The sequence below is a fragment of the Bacillus massiliigorillae genome (genome assembly GCF_000380245.2).
GTDB classification, from domain to species: Bacteria; Bacillota; Bacilli; order Bacillales; family DSM-1321; genus Bacillus_AD; species Bacillus_AD massiliigorillae.
This window is the reverse complement of record NZ_HG428746.1, coordinates 150186-169917: the sequence shown is the minus strand read 5'-3', so window position 1 is coordinate 169917 and position 19732 is coordinate 150186. Positions and strand designations below refer to the sequence as shown.

Annotated in this window: 18 protein-coding genes, 9 tRNA genes, 1 rRNA gene and 2 pseudogenes; 25 read left to right on the top strand and 5 right to left on the bottom strand. The window is 36.3% G+C overall.

The genetic code is table 11. The annotated features are described in order from the left end of the window. Positions 1-95: 95 nt before the first annotated feature. From rrf to rocF, 11 genes are all read left to right on the top strand, one after another. Positions 96-211, top strand: a 5S ribosomal RNA gene (gene rrf, locus TX86_RS23700). A 9-nt stretch (positions 212-220) separates the two neighbouring features. Then, positions 221-295 (top strand) — tRNA-Asn (locus TX86_RS23695). A gap of 7 nt (positions 296-302) precedes the next feature. Continuing rightward, positions 303-375 (top strand) — tRNA-Thr (locus tag TX86_RS23690). Positions 376-393: 18 nt separating this feature from the next. Beyond that, a tRNA-Glu gene (locus TX86_RS23685) sits at positions 394-468 on the top strand. Between the two features lie 28 nt (positions 469-496). Further along, positions 497-572, top strand: a tRNA-Val gene (locus TX86_RS23680). 7 nt (positions 573-579) lie between these two features. Then, positions 580-655, top strand: a tRNA-Thr gene (locus tag TX86_RS23675). Positions 656-667: 12 nt separating this feature from the next. Beyond that, positions 668-751: transfer RNA gene (locus TX86_RS23670), tRNA-Tyr, on the top strand. Positions 752-814: 63 nt separating this feature from the next. Continuing rightward, positions 815-889 (top strand) — tRNA-Gln (locus TX86_RS23665). A 6-nt stretch (positions 890-895) separates the two neighbouring features. Further along, positions 896-971 (top strand) — tRNA-Lys (locus TX86_RS23660). Positions 972-988: 17 nt separating this feature from the next. Then, a tRNA-Ala gene (locus TX86_RS23655) sits at positions 989-1064 on the top strand. A gap of 107 nt (positions 1065-1171) precedes the next feature. Next, positions 1172-2071, top strand: a complete 900-nt coding sequence (gene rocF, locus TX86_RS23650) for an arginase (RefSeq protein WP_042352687.1) — start codon at positions 1172-1174, stop codon at positions 2069-2071. 125 nt (positions 2072-2196) lie between these two features. Here the strand turns inward: rocF and TX86_RS26495 are convergent, their stop codons facing one another. Further along, the gene (locus TX86_RS26495; protein ID WP_081707820.1) at positions 2197-2367 is read right to left on the bottom strand and encodes an aspartyl-phosphate phosphatase Spo0E family protein; all 171 of its coding nucleotides are present in this window, start codon (positions 2365-2367) and stop codon (positions 2197-2199) included. 171 nt (positions 2368-2538) lie between these two features. On the opposite strand from TX86_RS26495, the gene sigW reads away from it, so the two are divergent. From sigW to glmS, 6 genes are all read left to right on the top strand, one after another. Continuing rightward, positions 2539-3102 (top strand): RNA polymerase sigma factor SigW, encoded by a 564-nt coding sequence (sigW, locus tag TX86_RS23645; protein WP_042352686.1) that lies wholly within the window; start codon positions 2539-2541, stop codon positions 3100-3102. Between the two features lie 17 nt (positions 3103-3119). Further along, on the top strand, positions 3120-3758 hold the full coding sequence (locus TX86_RS23640; protein WP_042352685.1) for a zf-HC2 domain-containing protein: 639 nt from the start codon (positions 3120-3122) through the stop codon (positions 3756-3758). 160 nt (positions 3759-3918) lie between these two features. After that, the gene (cdaA, locus tag TX86_RS23635) at positions 3919-4740 is read left to right on the top strand and encodes a diadenylate cyclase CdaA (RefSeq protein WP_042352684.1); all 822 of its coding nucleotides are present in this window, start codon (positions 3919-3921) and stop codon (positions 4738-4740) included. Further along, positions 4733-6055, top strand: a complete 1323-nt coding sequence (locus TX86_RS23630; RefSeq protein WP_042352682.1) for a CdaR family protein — start codon at positions 4733-4735, stop codon at positions 6053-6055. The genes cdaA and TX86_RS23630 overlap by 8 nt, the downstream gene beginning before the upstream one ends. 167 nt (positions 6056-6222) lie before the next feature. Continuing rightward, positions 6223-7569: a phosphoglucosamine mutase gene (glmM, locus tag TX86_RS23625; RefSeq protein ID WP_042352681.1), complete on the top strand. Its 1347-nt coding sequence runs from the start codon at positions 6223-6225 to the stop codon at positions 7567-7569. 524 nt (positions 7570-8093) lie between these two features. Continuing rightward, positions 8094-9899, top strand: a complete 1806-nt coding sequence (glmS, locus tag TX86_RS23620; RefSeq protein ID WP_042352680.1) for a glutamine--fructose-6-phosphate transaminase (isomerizing) — start codon at positions 8094-8096, stop codon at positions 9897-9899. 488 nt (positions 9900-10387) lie between these two features. On the opposite strand, the pseudogene mtnN reads toward glmS, so the two are convergent. Continuing rightward, positions 10388-10760, bottom strand: a pseudogene (gene mtnN, locus TX86_RS23615) (5'-methylthioadenosine/S-adenosylhomocysteine nucleosidase); the annotation flags it as partial. Positions 10761-10821: 61 nt separating this feature from the next. Here mtnN and TX86_RS27360 point away from each other — a divergent pair. Continuing rightward, positions 10822-11113: pseudogene (locus tag TX86_RS27360) on the top strand (IS3 family transposase); the annotation flags it as partial. 107 nt (positions 11114-11220) lie between these two features. Here TX86_RS27360 and TX86_RS23610 read toward each other — a convergent pair. Further along, entirely contained in the window at positions 11221-11979 is a 759-nt protein-coding gene (locus TX86_RS23610; protein WP_042352679.1) for a TrmB family transcriptional regulator, read from the bottom strand. A 155-nt stretch (positions 11980-12134) separates the two neighbouring features. Here TX86_RS23610 and TX86_RS23605 point away from each other — a divergent pair, with 155 nt between their 5' ends. The 3 genes from TX86_RS23605 to TX86_RS26905 all read left to right on the top strand — a co-directional run bounded on the left by TX86_RS23605 (position 12135) and on the right by TX86_RS26905 (position 14135). After that, positions 12135-13304 carry an MFS transporter gene (locus TX86_RS23605; protein ID WP_042352678.1) on the top strand — a complete coding sequence of 390 codons (1170 nt, stop codon included), beginning with the start codon at positions 12135-12137 and terminating at the stop codon, positions 13302-13304. A 420-nt stretch (positions 13305-13724) separates the two neighbouring features. Then, entirely contained in the window at positions 13725-13928 is a 204-nt protein-coding gene (locus TX86_RS26910) for a hypothetical protein (protein ID WP_154663221.1), read from the top strand. Between the two features lie 30 nt (positions 13929-13958). Beyond that, positions 13959-14135 (top strand): hypothetical protein, encoded by a 177-nt coding sequence (locus TX86_RS26905; protein WP_154663220.1) that lies wholly within the window; start codon positions 13959-13961, stop codon positions 14133-14135. A 341-nt stretch (positions 14136-14476) separates the two neighbouring features. Here the strand turns inward: TX86_RS26905 and TX86_RS23590 are convergent, their stop codons facing one another. Both TX86_RS23590 and TX86_RS23585 read right to left on the bottom strand, forming a co-directional pair. Next, entirely contained in the window at positions 14477-14725 is a 249-nt protein-coding gene (locus tag TX86_RS23590; protein ID WP_042352675.1) for a hypothetical protein, read from the bottom strand. 169 nt (positions 14726-14894) lie between these two features. Next, positions 14895-16274: a catalase gene (locus TX86_RS23585; protein WP_042352674.1), complete on the bottom strand. Its 1380-nt coding sequence runs from the start codon at positions 16272-16274 to the stop codon at positions 14895-14897. A 319-nt stretch (positions 16275-16593) separates the two neighbouring features. On the opposite strand from TX86_RS23585, the gene TX86_RS23580 reads away from it, so the two are divergent. The 4 genes from TX86_RS23580 (at position 16594) to TX86_RS23565 (ending at position 19622) form a co-directional block, all read left to right on the top strand. Then, on the top strand, positions 16594-17595 hold the full coding sequence (locus TX86_RS23580; protein WP_042352673.1) for a zinc-dependent alcohol dehydrogenase family protein: 1002 nt from the start codon (positions 16594-16596) through the stop codon (positions 17593-17595). A 58-nt stretch (positions 17596-17653) separates the two neighbouring features. Continuing rightward, complete coding sequence (locus tag TX86_RS23575) at positions 17654-18484, top strand: MerR family transcriptional regulator (protein ID WP_042352671.1); 831 nt, start codon at positions 17654-17656, stop codon at positions 18482-18484. A gap of 50 nt (positions 18485-18534) precedes the next feature. Then, the gene (locus TX86_RS23570) at positions 18535-19218 is read left to right on the top strand and encodes a DUF554 domain-containing protein (protein ID WP_042352669.1); all 684 of its coding nucleotides are present in this window, start codon (positions 18535-18537) and stop codon (positions 19216-19218) included. 104 nt (positions 19219-19322) lie between these two features. After that, positions 19323-19622: a hypothetical protein gene (locus TX86_RS23565; RefSeq protein ID WP_042352668.1), complete on the top strand. Its 300-nt coding sequence runs from the start codon at positions 19323-19325 to the stop codon at positions 19620-19622. The last annotated feature ends 110 nt before the right edge of the window (positions 19623-19732 follow it).

Genomic DNA, 19732 nt, shown 5'->3' with positions numbered 1-19732 from the left:
GGAACGAAAATTCTTTCTTGAAAAAAAACAAAGACCATGATAGAATCGTTAATGTCTTTGTGCAAAATAGTTTTGAAAGCAACCAAGATTAAATGTCTGGTAATGATGGCGAAGAGGCCACACCCGTTCCCATTCCGAACACGGAAGTTAAGCTCTTCAGCGCCGATGGTAGTTGGGGGTTTCCCCCTGTGAGAGTAGGACGTTGCCAGGCTTTTATTGTTCCGCAGTAGCTCAGTGGTAGAGCACTCGGCTGTTAACCGAGCGGTCGTAGGTTCGAATCCTACCTGCGGAGCCATATAATTGCTTCCATAGCTCAGCAGGTAGAGCACTTCCATGGTAAGGAAGAGGTCACCGGTTCGAGCCCGGTTGGAAGCTTTATTAATGCAAACAAACGGCCCATTGGTCAAGCGGTTAAGACACCGCCCTTTCACGGCGGTAACACGGGTTCGAATCCCGTATGGGTCACCATTTATTTTTAAAAACAATACTTTTTTTTGGAGGATTAGCTCAGCTGGGAGAGCACCTGCCTTACAAGCAGGGGGTCGGCGGTTCGATCCCGTCATCCTCCACCATTATCTTGCCGGTGTAGCTCAGTTGGTAGAGCAACTGACTTGTAATCAGTAGGTCGAGGGTTCGACTCCTTTCGCCGGCACCATATATTACGCGTGGAGGGGTAGCGAAGTGGCTAAACGCGGCGGACTGTAAATCCGCTCCTTAGGGTTCGGCAGTTCGAATCTGCCCCCCTCCACCATTTATTTTTTAAGAAAGTGGACAAGTTAATAAACTTACCACCTATTTTTATAGAATTCATTGATGGGCTATAGCCAAGCGGTAAGGCAACGGATTTTGATTCCGTCATGCGAAGGTTCGAATCCTTCTAGCCCAGCCATCTAGAGAGCCATTAGCTCAGTCGGTAGAGCATCTGACTTTTAATCAGAGGGTCGAAGGTTCGAATCCTTCATGGCTCACCATTTTACATATTAATATTGGGGCCTTAGCTCAGCTGGGAGAGCGCCTGCCTTGCACGCAGGAGGTCAGCGGTTCGATCCCGCTAGGCTCCACCATTATACTACATACTATTATTTCGCTATAAACCATTTTGGTTTATAGCTTTTTTTATGCCCTTTTTTAGGATAAAATATATGGTAGACAATGGAAAAGGGGGATGCGGATGAACAAGCAAATTTCCATTATTGGTGTACCTATGGATATGGGGCAGAAGCGTAGAGGAGTTGACATGGGACCGAGTGCTATTAGGTATGCTGGTGTTGTGGAGAGGCTAGAAAATCTAGATTTTGTTGTACATGATCTTGGTGATATGGTCGTTAAGCATAACCTGAAAGAGAATGTAATAAAGAAGGACTCTAATAATATTGAAATAGTAGCCCAAGTGAATGAGAAGTTAGCACATGAATTAGATAATGTAGTATCGCAAGGGCATTTCCCACTTATTCTGGGTGGAGATCATAGTATTGCAATTGGCAGTATAGCAGGAATTGCAAAACATTATAAAAATTTAGGTGTGATTTGGTATGATGCCCATGGTGATTTAAATACAATGGAAACAAGTCCATCTGGTAATGCCCATGGTATGTCATTGGCTGCAAGTTTAGGATGGGGAGATGCTTCACTCACTACTGTTTTACAATATTCACCGAAAATAAAGCCTGAGAATATTGTTATCATTGGAGCTAGACAGCTTGATAAGGGTGAAAAAGATATTATTAAAAAGTTAAATATCAAAGTATATACAATGCATGAAATAGATCGTCTTGGTATGGCTACAGTCATAGAAGAAACAGTTGCTTATTTAAAGGATAAAACAGATGGTATTCATTTATCTTTAGATTTAGATGGATTAGATCCTACTGATGCGCCTGGAGTTGGAACACCTGTGTTGGGTGGAATAAGCTATCGGGAAAGTCACTTAGCAATGGAGATGCTTGCAGAGTCTGGTCTTATTACATCTGCTGAGTTCGTAGAAGTAAATCCCATCCTAGATGAAAGAAATAAGACAGCTACTGTTGCTGTTGCTTTAATGGGTTCTTTGTTTGGGGAAGTGCTCTTATAGAAATGAAAGCGGTTGTATGATAATTGATTGAAAAATCATATTTTAAATATGTTAAGCAGGTATTAGATTTCAGTTTAATAGAAAGTGCCAAATAGAGGTGCTTTAAATGTGATTGAAAATCACGTTTAGGGTAGCCTCTTTCTTGTGAGATAAATATATTTAACGATGAGTTCATCTAGTTGTTTGCTGAGTGCTATGACATCTTGATGATTTATGGAGGTATGAGAGGCAAGGATTATCATTTTTTTTCGAGTCTGTTCAATTTTTTGCTGAAGTTGACAAACTTCTTTCATCATGATATATTCCACCTTTCATTAAAATTGACATGTCATTTAATACCCATCTTCGACGTTTTATAAACGAAGAAAGTGAAAATTTGTTAAGATAAAGTAGATATTTATTTGAAACCTTTATGCTTACGATACGTAAATATCGTATAGCCGCATAGGGCGGAGGTCAAAAAGGAAATGGAATTACTGGTTAAACAAAGAATAAAGCAAGTTTTGAAGGGAGATCAAAACGCCTACGGGGAATTGGTTGAAATCTACAAAGATAAAGTATTTCAGCTTTGTTTTCGTATGCTTGGTAATCGACATGAGGCAGAAGATATGGCACAGGAGGCATTTGTTAAGGCATATGTAAACATACACACGTTTAACATAAAGCTCAAATTCTCTACATGGCTGTATCGTATTGCAACCAATTTGTGTATTGATCGAATAAGGAAAAAGAAACCTGATTACTATTTAGATGCAGAAGTAGCAGGAACAGATGGGTTGAATATGTATTCGCAGATTGCGTCAGATGCGGAAGATCCATCAGATGAAGTAGAAAGCCTCGAATTACATGATACGATTCAGAAAGAAATTATGAAGCTTCCTGAAAAGTATCGAACCGTAATCGTTTTAAAGTATATTGAAGAATTATCGCTGAAAGAAATCGGTGAAATACTAGATATGCCAATTGGCACAATTAAAACTCGAATCCACCGAGGACGAGAAGCTTTAAGAAAGCAATTGAGCAATTTATAAAAAAGCAGGTGGTTATTTTGAAATGTTCAAATGAAATGATAGAATATATGCATGAATATTTAGATAATGAAATAAGTGTGGAACATGAAGGTATTCTGCGACATCATCTGCAAGATTGTGGAGATTGCCAAGCTCATTTTCATGAATTAAAAAAAGCAATCCTATTTGTCCAAAGTACGTCTAATATGGTAGCACCTTCTGGTTTCACACAAAAGGTAATGGCGAATTTACCGAAAGAGAAAAGAAAAGTCGGAATGACAAGATGGTTTAAAAATCATCCGCTTTTAACAGCAGCTTCACTATTCGTTGTGTTAATGGGAAGTGCATTACTAACGCATTGGAAGGAAGATTATCAGTTTTCATTTTCGAAGCAACCTGAATTAGTCGTTGAAAATGATACGGTTATTGTACCGGCAGGAAAGACTGTTTCAGGAGATGTTGTTGTCAGAAATGGTAATATCAAAATAGAGGGTGAAGTTGATGGCAATGTCACCGTCATTAATGGGGATAAATATCTTGCATCAGCAGGTCATGTTTCAGGTGAGATTGAAGAGGTAGATGAAATATTTGAATGGCTTTGGTATAAGATTAAAGACGGTACTAAACAATTCATGAATATGATAAAAAACCCTGAAGATGTTCAGTCATCCAACTAGTGTGGATGGCTTTTTTGTGTTTAATTAATATGCTTAGAACGGAGTTTTTTTAGATAATGAGCGTATGCTTTTTATGGGTGTTTGGTTATTATATGATATAATAGTGAAGTTATCGAAAATTTAAAAGGTAGTTTCATACTTAAAAAATGGAGGAAGTAACATGTCATTAGCTAACTTTACTTTCTTTGATATCATTACGAATGTTGCGGATATTATCATAGTATGGTTCGTTATATATAAATTATTAATGGTTATTAAAGGCACTAAAGCCGTTCAATTATTAAAAGGTATTTTTGTTATTGTTGTTGTAAGAAGTTTAAGTGGTTTATTTGGTTTGAATACACTTGAATGGTTAATGGATCAAGCGATGGATTGGGGATTTATTGCTATCATCGTTCTATTCCAACCTGAATTAAGACGAGCACTAGAACAATTAGGTAGAGGGAAATTATTCTCTAGAAGTGCTTTCCAAGAAGAAAATGAAAGAGAACTTACAGTGGAAGCTATTGCAAAAGCAACAGCTTATATGGCAAAGCGACGTATAGGAGCTCTTATATCAATTGAGAGAGAAACTGGCTTGACGGAATATATCGAAACAGGTATTAGTTTAGATTCAAAGATTTCCTCAGAGCTATTAATTAATATTTTTATTCCAAATACGCCATTACATGACGGTGCTGTGATTATTCAAAAGAATAAAGTAGCAGCTGCGGCATGCTATTTACCTCTATCAGAAAGTCCATTCATCTCTAAAGAGTTAGGGACAAGGCATAGAGCAGCTCTTGGTGTCAGTGAAGTAACAGATAGTTTAACTGTTATTGTATCTGAGGAAACAGGAGCTATATCATTAGCTAGAAATGGTGAGCTTCACCGAAACCTTAACCCTGAAGAATTCAAAGAGATGTTAATGAAAGAGTTAGTTGATGTATATAAATCACCAACTCAGACTCGATGGAACTGGAGGGTGAAGAAAAATGGATAAATTGATTGAAACCCCTTGGTTTATGAAAGTAATAGCTTTATCATTAGCAGCTCTATTATTTATATCTGTTAATTTTGATAGTAAGAAAATAAATTCCTATAATACACCGTCTGATAAAGATACACAAGTTGTGGAAAACGTACCAGTTGAAGTTTATTATGATCGAGATAATTTAGTAGTTACAGGTGTTCCAAAAACAGTTGATGTTAAATTAAATGGTCCAAAGAATATCATGATTCCGGCTGCAACGCTACGTGACTTTAAAGTATACGTAGATTTATCGGATCCTGAAATAAAATTAGGAACAAAAAGAGTTTCCCTTAAAATTAAGGACTTAAATGAAAAAATCAGCTATACGATTGAACCAGCTACTGTTGAGGTATCAGTACAGGAGAAATTAACAAAGGAATTTACAGTAGAACCTGAGTATGACCGCACTCTTTTAGCAGAAGGTTATATTGCTGAAGAGCCAAAAGTAAAACCTGGAAAAGTAAAAATTACAGGTGCTAAAGATGTAATCGAAAAAATTGCTTATGTTAAAGCTATTATTAACATCAAAGCAGGTGCTAATGATACCATCTATCGTGAAGTACGAGTACAAGCATTAGATCGTGATCTGAATAAATTAGATGTATCTATTAATCCAAATGTTGTAGAAGTAGAAGTTCCGATTAAGAGCCCTACGAAAACGATGAAGATTGAACCAGTTGCTAGTGGAAATACAAAAAAAGGAATCGAGATTGAAAGTATTACAACTGAACCGAAAGAAATAACATTGTTCGGGAAAAAATCAGTTTTAGATGCTATGAATGCTTTTCAAATTCCTGTCGATATAAGTAAGATTGAGAAAAATACGGTGTATAATGTTGCCATTGAACTTCCAGATGGTATTAAGGCATCCTCTGTTCAAGAGGTGAAAGTAAAGGTATCCGTCACTTCTAAGAAAGGTGAGGGGGATACTGACGAGACTACTGGTGACAAAAAGCCAGAAGAGGAACAACCGAATGGTGAAGAAGCGAATGCATCGAAAACATTCTCAAACATTCCGATACATTATGGGAATTTAGGAGATGAATTTGACCTCGCTTTTATTTCACCGAGCGGGGGTAGTACAAGTGTTTCAGTCACAGGAAAGCAAAGTGATCTTAACAGTTTAAAGGCATCTGATATTCAAGTTTCAATCCAAGTTGATGATTTGCAAGAAGGTGAACATACCGTACCAATAAAAATAGAAACGCCAGCAAACATTGATGGAAAAGCATCTGACTCAACAGTGAAAATTTCGATTACGAAGAAAACAGCAGAAACTTTTTGAGATACCAATCCACGAAGTATGCTTTCGTAATATCTTAAAGTAGTGTAGAGAAGAAGATAGTAAAAATGATTGGTTCATATAAATATCAGTGTATTATAAGTCACTGATGCTAGGATGACTTTATTGTGCAATTTCACAATAAAACACATGAAGGAGAGAATTTTATAATGGGTAAATATTTTGGTACTGACGGAGTAAGAGGCGTGGCAAATAGCGAATTAACGCCTGAGTTAGCTTTTAAATTAGGGCGCTTCGGAGGGTACGTACTAACAAAACATACGGACCGTCGTCCAAAGGTATTAATTGGTCGCGATACTCGTATTTCTGGACATATGCTTGAAGGAGCATTAGTGGCAGGCTTACTATCCATTGGAGCAGAGGTTATGCGCCTTGGCGTTATTTCTACACCTGGTGTCTCATACTTAACTAAAGCGTTAAGTGCTGAAGCAGGTGTTATGATTTCAGCTTCACACAATCCTGTTGCAGATAACGGGATTAAATTCTTCGGAAGCGATGGTTTTAAATTATCTGACGATCAAGAAGCTGAAATTGAGGAATTAATGGATTTATCTGAAGATACATTGCCAAGACCGGTAGGTAAGGACTTAGGTCAAGTTAACGATTATTTCGAAGGTGGCCAAAAGTATTTATCATATTTAAAACAAACAGTAGACGAAGATTTCACTGGTTTACATGTTGCTCTAGACTGCGCACACGGTGCGACATCTTCATTGGCTACGCATTTATTTGCTGATTTAGAGGCTGACATCTCTACAATGGGATCAGCTCCAAACGGATTAAATATTAACGAAGGCGTTGGTTCAACACATCCAGAAGCATTAGCAGCATTTGTGAAAGAAAAAGGCGCAGATGTTGGTTTAGCATTTGATGGTGATGGAGACCGCATTATTGCTGTTGATGAAAACGGTGAAATAGTAGACGGAGACCATATCCTTTATATTTGTGGTAAGTATTTAAAAGAACAAGGTCGTCTAAAACAAGGTACAGTTGTTTCTACAGTTATGAGTAACTTAGGTTATTATAAAGCATTAGAAGCGCAAGGAATTAATAGTGCACAAACGGCTGTTGGAGATCGTTATGTAGTAGAAGAAATGAAGAAGAATAATTATAATCTTGGTGGAGAACAATCAGGTCATATTATTTTCCTTGATTACAACACAACAGGAGATGGCTTATTAACAGGTCTTCAATTAGTAAACATTATGAAAGCTACGAAAAAGCCACTATCTGAGCTTGCAGCTGAAATGAAGAAATATCCTCAAAAGCTTGTGAACGTTAAAGTTACTGATAAATATCATGTGACGGACAATGCGAAAGTAGCTGAAATCATTTCTGAAGTTGAAGCAGAAATGAATGGAAATGGTCGTATTCTTGTACGTCCTTCTGGTACAGAGCCTCTTGTGCGTGTAATGGCAGAAGCTCCAACACAAGAGCAATGTAACGAATATGTAGAACGTATTTGTGCAGTTGTAGAAAAAGAAATGGGGCTATAAGAGTTTAGTTCATATATTTTTCTTGAATTTAGGTTTAAGAAAATGAAATATAAGGTACATGAATATGCATAAGAAGCACACATTTGCTTCTTATGCATATTTTGTTTGTAAGGGGAAAATACCTTTAAGTGAGATATTGGGACAAATTTACACTATTGTTGACGAATTGATTAACTTAAGGTATGATTATTTTGCTTTTGGTTTACACACTCTAAAGCGAAGCTCCAAATTTTAAGAAAGGATTAAGTAAGTAGTAAGGTTAGATAAAATGATGATTATAAGCGCCTGAACTAAACCCGGTGGGGCTGTTTAGTTGACGAGGTGGAGGTTTATCGATTTTTCGGCGGGTACCTCCCAGTTGAAATGCACAGCTGTAGATTTCTTCTCCAAAACAAAAGGGTAACCTTTTCGACAAAGAGTGGAAAATGCATAAAACTAAAATATTAAATGATCAGAGATGAGGGGACAAGTTTGTCCCTCTCGGGCATACTTGTTCCCTTCTTTCTATATTAGGAGGAACAAATATGTGTGGTATCGTTGGATATATAGGAAATCAAGATGCGAAAGAGATTTTGCTTAAAGGCTTAGAAAAGCTTGAATATAGAGGGTATGATTCAGCGGGAATCGCTGTTATGAATAATTCTGGCGTACAAGTGTTCAAGGAGAAAGGTCGAATCGCAGACCTACGCGAAGTAGTGGATGCATCCGTATTTGCACAAACAGGTATCGGACATACACGTTGGGCAACTCACGGTGTACCAAGTACAGTTAATGCACATCCACATCAAAGCACTTCAGCACGCTTTACACTTGTTCATAACGGAGTAATCGAGAATTATCAAATCTTAAAGCGTGAGTATTTACAAGATGTTACTTTTAAAAGTGAAACAGATACAGAAGTAATCGTTGCTCTTATTGAGAAATTCGCTCAAGAAGACAATTCTACTGTTGAAGAAGCGTTCCGTAAAACGCTATCGCTACTAAAAGGATCTTACGCTCTAGCTCTTCTAGACGAGCAAAATAATGGAACAATCTTCGTAGGGAAGAACAAAAGTCCACTTCTAATTGGTATTGGTGAAGACTTCAATGTTGTTGCTTCAGATGCAATGGCAATGCTACAAGTAACAGACCAATTCGTAGAGCTAATGGATAAAGAAATCGTTATAGTAACACAAGAAACAGTTACGATTAAGAAGCTTGATGGCACAATTGTAAAGCGTGAAGCATATACAGCAGAACTAGATGCAAGTGATATTGAAAAAGGCACATACCCTCATTACATGTTGAAGGAAATCGATGAGCAACCACTTGTAACTCGTAAAATCGTTCAAGCATACCAAAATGAGCAAGGTGAACTAACAATTGCGGATAATATTCTAGAAGCGATGAAAGATACAGATCGTATCTATATCGTAGCTTGTGGAACAAGTTATCATGCTGGGCTTGTTGGAAAACAGTTCATTGAAGGTATGTCTCGTATTCCAGTTGAAGTACATGTAGCTTCAGAATTCAACTACAATATGCCGATTCTATCTGCTAAACCGTTATTCATCTTCATTTCACAAAGTGGGGAAACAGCGGATAGCCGTGCTGTGCTTGTATCTGTTAAGGAACTTGGTCATAAAGCTCTTACGATTACAAATGTTCCAGGCTCAACGCTTTCTCGTGAAGCGGACTATACACTTCTTCTACATGCTGGTCCAGAAATCGCAGTAGCATCTACGAAAGCATACACTGCTCAAATTGCCGTTCTAGCGATCCTAGCAAACGTTACAGCGACTGCAAAAGGATTAGAATCACAACTTGATTTAGTGCAAGAACTAGGTATTGTGGCGAATGCAATGGAAGTATTATGTGATTCAAAGGAACAATTCGAGGGCCTTGCTCGCGAATTCTTATCTGTAACACGTAATTGCTTCTTCATTGGTCGTACATTGGACTTCTTCGTAGGTCTTGAAGGTGCCTTGAAGCTTAAAGAAATTTCCTATATTCAAGCGGAAGGTTTCGCAGGTGGCGAGCTAAAACATGGTACAATTGCCTTAATCGAAGAAGGCACACCAGTTATCGCTCTAGCTACTCAAGAAGCTGTTAACCTAAGCATTCGCGGTAACGTAAAAGAAGTCGTTGCTCGTGGTGCAAATCCGTGCATTATTTCAATGAAAGGCTTAGAAGAAGCAGATGATAGCTTTGTTCTACCAGCCGTGCACGAATTATTAACACCTCTTGTCTCTGTTATTCCGTTACAACTTATTGCTTATTACGCTGCTTTACATCGTGATTGCGATGTTGATAAACCACGTAATTTAGCTAAAAGTGTTACGGTTGAGTAAGAATTGGATTTAAATTTCAAACTGTGTACAACGACATTAATGTTGGTAACTAACTTAAATAAACACGAAGTGGAATTATCACTTCGTGTTTATTTTGTGTGTCTGGCTAAGGATGTAGTCTATAGGGTGACCCTAGATATCCGGCTTTAAAATAAAGCTCTTTTTGTAAGGTTTCTTTCTCTCCAAGAATGCTTAAACCTGACTTTCGCCTTTTACTACATCAAGACCAATGAATGGATTCATGTTTACCCTTCCTATTAATCAATTCGTTGGTAACCCTTATGGCTGCTTATAGTGTCATAGCTTTGCTTGTTATACGAGATCCACGTCCCAACCAGCTTCAATCATGCTTCTATAAGTAGGGGCGAACGGTTTAGTTGTCGGGATTAAATCCCACGGGTGCGGTCGTTCTACCCCAGCTACTATTAGTATTCTAGAACCTAAATAAAAAGGTCAACCAAGGATTACATTAGTCGTTGCTGCTTCAATTATTTCAAGTCTTGTAACATTTTCATAATAAGATTTGTAGAGTGTAGCGCTGCTGTGTATGAAGTTATCGAATGATATACCTGACTCTTTCCCTGCAATATCAGATAGCGCACGAACAATTACGAATGGCACTTTGTAGTTGTAGCAAATTTGCGCCACAGCTGCTGCTTTCACTAATTTTTCATCTGGAAGATAAGCGGCTGGCATTTGTGGTTCTTGACCCCATTCATAATTGAATGCAGTTGCATCCACTTCATGATGACGAACTTCTGTTGAAATAACAACGTCACCAATATTTAATGAGTGATGGACACCACTAGCTGAACCTGTGTTAATTATGCAATCAGGTTGATATCGATCAAGTAGGATAGATATCAACCTGAAAACTATAAGAAATTTAAAGAAGAATGGTATCAAACGAGTGGATGGTGCATTCATCAACTCGGATCAAGGATTCCACTATGCCAATCCTTGATTCCAAAAAGCTTGTGAAGAAAAAGGAGTTAGAACAGTCAATGTCCTACAGGTGGAAATTGTTGGGATAACACTCCTCAAGAATCGTTCTTTGGGTATTTTAAAGATGAAACAGATTTAAAATCATGTGAAACACTGGAAGATATAAAAAGGGAAAATAAAGGCTATATTACAATCATTATCGAGGTCAGTGGAACCTAAAGAAGATGACGCCTACACAATACAGACATCATCTTCTTCAAGTTGCTTAGAGCTTTTTTAAAAATGTCCTTTACAAAGGGTACACTTTACTTTTGTACATCATTTCCTAAGTTTCTTTTTATAGGTTCTTTTTTAATAGTAATGCTGCCAAATTTGTTTAATAACGAAGTTTCAGAAGTGCTTCTTTTATGTCTTCATCTTCTATTAAAATGTTATGATAGCGCTGCGTGATTTTAGTTAGAGCGACATCATGATGGAAAAAATCCGTGAAAAACTTTACGAGTGGCGGCGATTGAGTTCGAATTGCTTGCCAACTGTCTTCTTCCATTCCCGCAAACAACATTTCAATCTCATCAACAATTAAAATTCTGCCTCGTTCCAACATATCATGATTTTGATTAGGGATTAGAGTGTAGACAGTTGGGATAATAGTATTGACTTTTCCAATTACGTGAATAACTACTTCCAAACCATCCTGATATTTTTTCTCAAGTAAAGGCAAATGATTTTGTAGATCATCTTCCCACATGGAGATAAAAATAGATTTTGTCGCTTTCTGTGATAACTCCTTTATCATAGAGGTGATTGATTGATTCTCTTTTAATGTCCAAACTCGATCATCCACTTCCATTTCCACTACCTCTATTTTTTTCAGTTCTTCTATATCTGAATCAAAGTCTATTTTTAATTTTTCAATTAACGCATCCATCGGCAATGCAGTGTATAAGCGCTTCTTCTCAACAGTCGTTTCTAACAAAATTCCTTTAACTACAAGCCTATTTAAAACTTCATAGATTTTTGTACGAGGTACGCCAGATCGTTTTACAATTGCCGTCGCATCAAGAGCTTGATTAACGGAAATAAGTGATGTATACACTTGACTTTCATACTGTGTAAAACCAAATTTTTGAAGCATAAAATCTCCTCTTTTATAAATAATTTTAGTTCTTTCCATTAGCATAAACCAATCTATAAGGTAAATTCCACTTGTTTTTATAAATTCAAATGATATACTTGTGATTATGTTACCTCTTTAGTGGTAACATAATTTTAAAAACAACGAGGTGTTTTATGGATAAGCGAGTGTACTTACTAACAATCGTTTCTTTTGTTGTTGGTTTAGTAGAATTAATTTTAGGGGGTATTCTTCACTTAGTTGCCCTAGATTTCAATGTTTCACTTGGACGAGCAGGCATGTTAATTTCAATTTTTTCCTTTATGTATGCCATTTCTGGGCCCATTCTTTTATCAACAACTTCTAAAGTTGAAAGAAAAAAACTCATATTGATTACATTGCTTGTATTCCTTTTTGCGAATGTAATTGCTTGGTTAAGCACAGGCTACAGCATGCTTTTGCTTGCTCGAGTGTTATCGGGCATATGCGCATCCTTATTGATATCTTTATGTGTAACCATTGCCTCAAATATCGTATCGGAAGCATATCGTGCTCGGGCAATAGGAGTCGTCTTTATGGGTGTAACCGGCTCATTAGTGCTTGGTGTTCCGTTGGGATTAATGCTTGGTAATTCTTTTGGCTGGCGTGCACCATTCTTACTTATAGTTATCCTTACAGTCATATCCATTATTTTAATTTATTTCTTCATGGAAAAAATTGAGTCTAAATCATGTATACCATTAAAAAAACAACTAAAAGATCAGCTGCTCTCATTGAAAAGCAGGAAAATTTTATTGATACAGTTAACATCCTTTTTCTTCATATCGGGACATATAATACTCTATTCTTATCTCACTCCATATTTGGAAACAACTTTGGGATTAGAAGGTTACGGAATTAGCATCATTTTATTGATTTTTGGAGTAGCTGCTATTATTGGTGGTGGCCTTGGAGGAGTTTTATCTGATCGCTTCGGACCTCAAAAAAGCATAATCGGTATAATTATTGTTTTCACCATATCGCTTATTGCACTTCCATTTTCAATAAAGTTTTTCCCTTTATTTATTGTTGTATTGATGATTTGGAGTATGCTAAGTTGGGCAATATCACCTGCCATACAAAGTTACTTAATCGTCTCTGCTCCAGAGACTTCTGATATTCAACAGAGTATAAATAACTCAGCCACACATTTTGGTATTGCACTGGGTTCTATGATTGGTGGAGTTGTAATTGAATATTCTAGAATCGAAATTAATCCTATAGTTGGTGCAGTATTTTCATTATTTTCCCTTTTCGTTGTGTCTTTAACTATGATTAAAGGTAAGAAAACTCAAAAAAATAACTAAATAAATGAAAAGATAAGAAAATCCACAAATAATTAGATGAAGTTGGACCTGAGTTTTTACAATCTGCCTACAAGAAAGTTTCAGGATGGTTCTTATGGATTGGAAAACAAAGTAAAGGAAAGAGACCTCCTTTTTATTATCCCCGTCATTCCTAGAGATAGTGAAAAAATGCAGTGTACTAAACAATGAATATTAATTTAATGTATTTGAGGGTTGAAGAATAAGATGAATTGGATCAAGAAAAAGGGGACTAATAGTGATTAACTGGAGGTCAATTTACGAATTTGCTATTACTTTTAGGTATGACCATATTAGAAAAGAACAAAGGGATGGTCGTTATCATGCATTAAATTGTGTTCAAATGTACTTCTTTATTCAACAAATCAGCTAATAGAAGCTCTTTTAAAAGATAGTATTCGTATGATGTGGCTAGCGCAAGGATATGAACCAAGATATCACACCATTAATAGGTTCCGTGTACAACCTGAAGTAAAAGAACTACTTCGTCAATGCTTTGTCCAATTCCTCACGCTATTAGTAGAAGAGAAACTGATTGGCCAAGAAGGTATTTTTATTGATGGAACAAAAATTGAAGCGAATGCGAATAAATTTACGTTCGTTTAGAAGAAATCCACCGAGAACTATCATAACGGATTGATTGAAAAATCAAACCAACCTTACAATGAGCTATTAGAAAAAGAAATCATGCCTGAAATTGAACGAGAAAGTGCAGAACAATTAACTGTGGAAGAGCTCAAACAAATGGTTCAAAACGTAGACAATGTCGCTTCTGAATATGACCAAAAAATTGAAATATCAAAGGGACTTTGAAATCTTCGGTACACGAAATAGCTATTCAAAGACAGATTTCGATGCTACATTTATGCACATGAAAGATGACTATATGAAAAATGGTCAATTGAAGGATTCTTGAAGGCTAATTTACGTTTCACTCGATTTTCTGTTCGAGGAAAATCAAAAGTTGAAAACGAAATGGGCTTCGCATTAATGGCCGTTAATTTACGGAAATTAACGGCCAACAAAGAAGTTAAGAACTGGAGTCATAGAAGAAAAACAGAAAAACGTGAAATGGAGCAAACTCTATTTCACGTTTTTCGTTTTAGGAAGCTAGTTATGTCCCAGCCTCTTTTTAGTTTACTAACGGAGCAAAATTATACTAAATGCTGATATACCATGTAACTCAATGTATCGATGGCTTGTTTTTCATCAAGCGAATTAAGTAATTCAATGAATTCATAGCGTTGAGCAATGATAATTTTGCCTACCGTTGGGGGTTCTGCTTCCGTTGTAATGTAGAGCTGATTTTTATACAAATACAAAAACAAAGGTGTGTTTTCATCCTCGTCAAGGGCAGCTTTCGCATAATTTATTAATTCTTTAAACATGTCATTAAACATCATAAAAATCCCCCCGATGATTTATTGTATCAATATTGAAGGAATTTAGTATCAATGATTGTCCTATTGCCTTTAAATATTGCTCCAGTATTTCTAAATTACGTTCATTCTGCGCCTTATAATGCATTTGAAGCTGAATAAAGATTAGTAATGACTGTTTTTCAATTTTTAATCACTTTTTCATGTCAATCTCAATTCTCTTTGCTAAGTCCGGTGATACTTTATTGAAATACTCCATAACTTTCTTTCTAATATCATCAGATATGACTTTCAAATCACCGGCTAAATTATCGGCTAGATGTTCCTTTTCTAATGGAGTTAATCTCGTATAGAATTCACTAGCCTGCCCAAAATCGTCTTGCTTTTTTATAGAAGTTCTTTCTAAGTTTCCTTTAACATATCTTCCATCGCCACTTGTAATTTGATTGGCTGGCGTCCAATTTCGCTGTTGGTTTACCGGTAATTTGCGAAATTCAGCTCCGATTCTTCTTCTTTGGGATTCACTATAAAAATTGGCACGGCCCTGGAGTATTTTATCATCAGATAATTCTGCACCATCTAGTAAATTTGTAGGGGAGAAGGCGACTTTTTCTACTTGTTCCATATAATTATCTGGATTTTTATTTAGTACCATTTTGCCTACTGGAATTAGGGGGTAAGCTTTTTCATCCCATACTTTTGTATCGTCTAAAGGATCATAAGCAAGAATGGCTTCATCCTTTGGGTCCATGAGCTGAACATACAAACCATATTCCACCGGTTTTCCACTTGCAATTGCATCGTATAAATCTTTACCAGCGTAATCAGGATTTTCTGCGGATAGTCTATTGGCTTCTTCACGACTAATGTAGTCTATACCTTCAAAGGGGTACCAATGGTATTTAACGTACTTTCTAATACCTTGTGCATTTCTCCAAACATATGTATTTACACTATGTCCTGGAATGTGTCGAAGGCTTCTTATCGTACCAGCATCAGAGTATAAACGTACTATAAAATGGATCGATTCAGGAGATTTTGCTACAAACCCCCAAGACCTATTAGGGTCAATTAAATTATTTTTTGGTGAAGGTGAGAATGCTTTAATAAATTCCGGAAATCGTATCGCATCACGAATAGAAAAGACAGGAATGTGATTACATAAAAGGTCAAAAACGCCATCTTTTGTATAAAACTTTGTAGCAAAACCACTTACATTTCTAGATGTATCGGGTGTTCCCTTCGTACCGACAGCTAATGAAAAGCGGACCATAATAGGAACCTTCTGATTAGAATTTTGTAAAAAGCTTAGTTTTGTGTGTTCAGACATCGGATATATCGTTTGAAAATAACCAAATGCACCAAATCCTTTCGCATGAACAGGTCTTTCTAAAATCTTTTCATGAATAAATTCGTGTAAAGTTTCGTGCAGTATACTATCTTGTTCCAGTATAGGCCCCCTAGAGCCGATTGTCTGGGAATGGAGTTTAGTTGGCTCAGTGGAGATGTCTCGATTCTCATAGTGGCTTTCTTTTAATAAGGAATGCCTTTGTTTATGATGTTTTTCATTCACTCTTATAGCCTCCCGAATTTAAATTCCATCAATCGTTACAAAATATGATTTTTAAGGTTTGAATATGTATCTTATACCTTTATTTTCAACTAAAGTTAGTATCCTTTTTCGGAGAAAAAAAGGATAATCAATTCTTTTATAAATAACATATTTAGTTATGGTATAGAAGAATCCATTTTTGTCACTCTTTTTTCAAGATGGATTCTCTTTGCTTTTTTCTAACTAAAGGTTTGTAAAACACTATTGAACAGACTTTATTCCAAACCAGCACTAATTGAAGATGATATAATTTTCCTAACTGCAAAAGGGGGAAAACACATTGCAAGCCAAATGCATAAAATTCCACGAGTTCGGCACTCCTCAAAAGGTGCTACAAATTGAAGATAAACATATAGAATCACCAAAAAGCAATGAAGTATTAGTCCGAATGCTAGCAAGACCCATCAATCCATCCGACTTAATTCCGGTAAGAGGCTCCTATGCACATCGAATTTCTTTGCCCAATATACCTGGCTATGAAGGAGTTGGTATTGTAGAAGAAGTCGGCTCTTGCGTTTCCAAAGATCTTATTGGTAAACGTGTTTTACCTTTACGTGGAGAAGGTACATGGCAAGAGTATGTAAAAACAACAGCGGAGTTAGCCATTTCTATACCAGAGTCAATCGATGATTTCACAGCTGCACAAATGTATATCAATCCCGTTACGGCATGGGTAGCTTGTACGGAAGCTCTACAATTGAAGCCTAATGATGTTTTATTGGTTAACGCTTGTGGTTCCGCAATTGGTCATTTGTTTGCACAAATGTCTCAGATAATTGGTTTCCGATTAATTGCGGTGACAAGGAATAGTAAACATACAGAAGAGTTACTACATCTCGGTGCTTCTTATGTCATAGATACGTCTACTATGCCACTCCGTGAAACAGTGATGGAAATAACATATGGAAAGGGTGCAGACGCGGCGATTGATTCTATTGGCGGCCCGGACGGAAACGAATTGGCTTTTTGTGTTCGTCCTAATGGAAATTTCATTACAATCGGTCTTCTATCTGGAATCCAAGTGAATTGGGCGGATATTGTACAGAAAGCGGGAGTAAAGGCGAATATTTTTCACTTGCGACATTGGAATAAAAATGTGTCAGCGGTGAAATGGCAAGAGACTTTTCAATATTTAATCCGCTTAATAGATGCTAACAAATTACGTTTCATGAAGGTAGATTCTACATTTGACTTGAAAGATGTCAGCAAAGCGGTGGACGCAGTTGAATCTACTAAAAAAGCAAAAGGGAAAGTATTTTTAACGAGTTATAAAGCAACATAAAAGTTGTAATATATGCAGGAACATCGTCTGTAAAATGAAGGTGATTTAGGTGAATATAATGAAAGATTCATTTTTAATAGGTGAAGTGTCCAAGCTATTTCAATTAGATATTAGAACACTAAGATATTATGATAAAATCCATTTGTTTAAGCCTAAATATGTAGATGAACATAATGGATATAGATACTATACAATCGACCAATTCGAACAATTAAATACCATTCTTTATTTAAAATCTCTTCATGTTCCACTGAAGGATATTAAAGAGTTTTTGGAGAATCGGGATGTTGATAATATTTTATTTCTTCTAGAAAAACAAAAAATAGAAACAGAGAAAAGGCTGTATGAAATCTCTCAAGTTCAACGGAAGATAGACAAACGAATCGAACAAATCAAAGATGCCACTCATCAGGATGTATTATATCGCATTCGTGAGCATGAATTACCTGAACGTGTCGTTGTTTATTTAAAGCAAAATATTTATATGAAGAATGATTTTGAAATGTTAATTCGTGTACTTGAAAACAATGCAAATATGAAATCAGCTGTATTTTTAGGGAAGGTTGGATTTTCGATTGCAGCTGATAACTTAAAAAAACGAATGTTTAATGAATACAATTCTATATTTATCATTGTAGATGCAGAATCGTATCGTTATTCAGAAGCGAGAACATTATCTAAAGGAATCTACCTGTCGATTCGTTTTGAAGGGACACATGAAGATGCAAGTCCTTATTATGACCAGCTTATTGATTACATAGAGAAGAATCAATATGAAATAGTAGATGATGCAATAGAAATTACGTTAATTGATTATGGATTTACAAATGATAAGAGTAAATTCGTAACGGAAATTCAAATTCCAATCACAAAATCATTGACCCTCTAGTAACTAGAGGGTTTATTATTTCTTTAGTATTTTGTAAGGAGAGAGTCAAGATGATTGGAACATTATTTAATTGCATAATGATTCTCGCAGGGAGTACAATTGGTAGTTTGTTTAAAAAAGGAATTAAGGATGAATATCAGGAAGCGCTTATGCAAGCGATGGGGCTGGCTGCGATGGCTCTAGGCATAAATGCGATTGTTCAATATTTACCTTCTAGTAATTATCCAGTTCTTTTTATTGTGAGCCTCGCAATAGGTGGGTTAGTTGGACAAAAGCTCAATTTTGATCGAAGATTTAATGAAATTGTTAATAAGTTTTCAAAAGGGAATTTAGCAGAAGGCTTATCTACGGCTATCCTTTTATTTTGTATAGGATCATTATCTATTTTAGGTCCTGTGGAAGCGGCTTTGAAAGGTAATTATACATATTTAATTACTAATGGCATACTAGATGGTATTACTTCCATTGTTTTAGCGTCAACTTTTGGTTTTGGCATTTCCGCTGCTGCCATTGTATTATTCTTGTGGCAAGGCTTCTTTTATGTAGGAGCTAAATTTATAGAGAACTTCTTAACAGCTGACTTACTGGCTGAAATCTCTATTGTAGGTGGGGTATTGATTTTAAGTACAGGTTTAAGTATTTTGGGGATTAAAAAGTTCAAAACATTAAATTTATTACCTGCATTGTTACTTCCATTTATCGTATTTTTATTTATAAATATATTTAATTTGTAAATACGATAAACGAAGCATGTCTCGCTCAATGAAAGAATCGAATAATTTAAGTGGTCAGAGAGAAAGCTAAAAAAGGTAAAAATACCAAACAGGAGGCTTTTTTTATGACTCACTTTAAAGATCATCATCATACAGGTGACATTGTTTCAGAAACAGGGACGTATATTTGTTCTACTGGAGAAACACAAGTACTAAGACAGGGTGATACATTTCCAAACTGCCCTTCAACAAATGGTGATACGACTTGGGCCCATGCTAGTCATTCGCACCGAACAGGAGAAACAGTTATGGAATCCGGTCATTATATAGATGCAGATGGCGAACATGTAGTGTTACAGCAAGGAGAAAAATTCCCGAGCTGCCCGACTACAGGAGAATCTGTCACATGGACGCATGAAACATAAAAATATAGCAGGAATTAGATTAGCCTGTCGAATCTTTATGGATTCGGCTTTTCGTGTTTTTTTGTAATGAGAGTATGAAAAGCATAATGCGGATACTATGCTTTTTATTT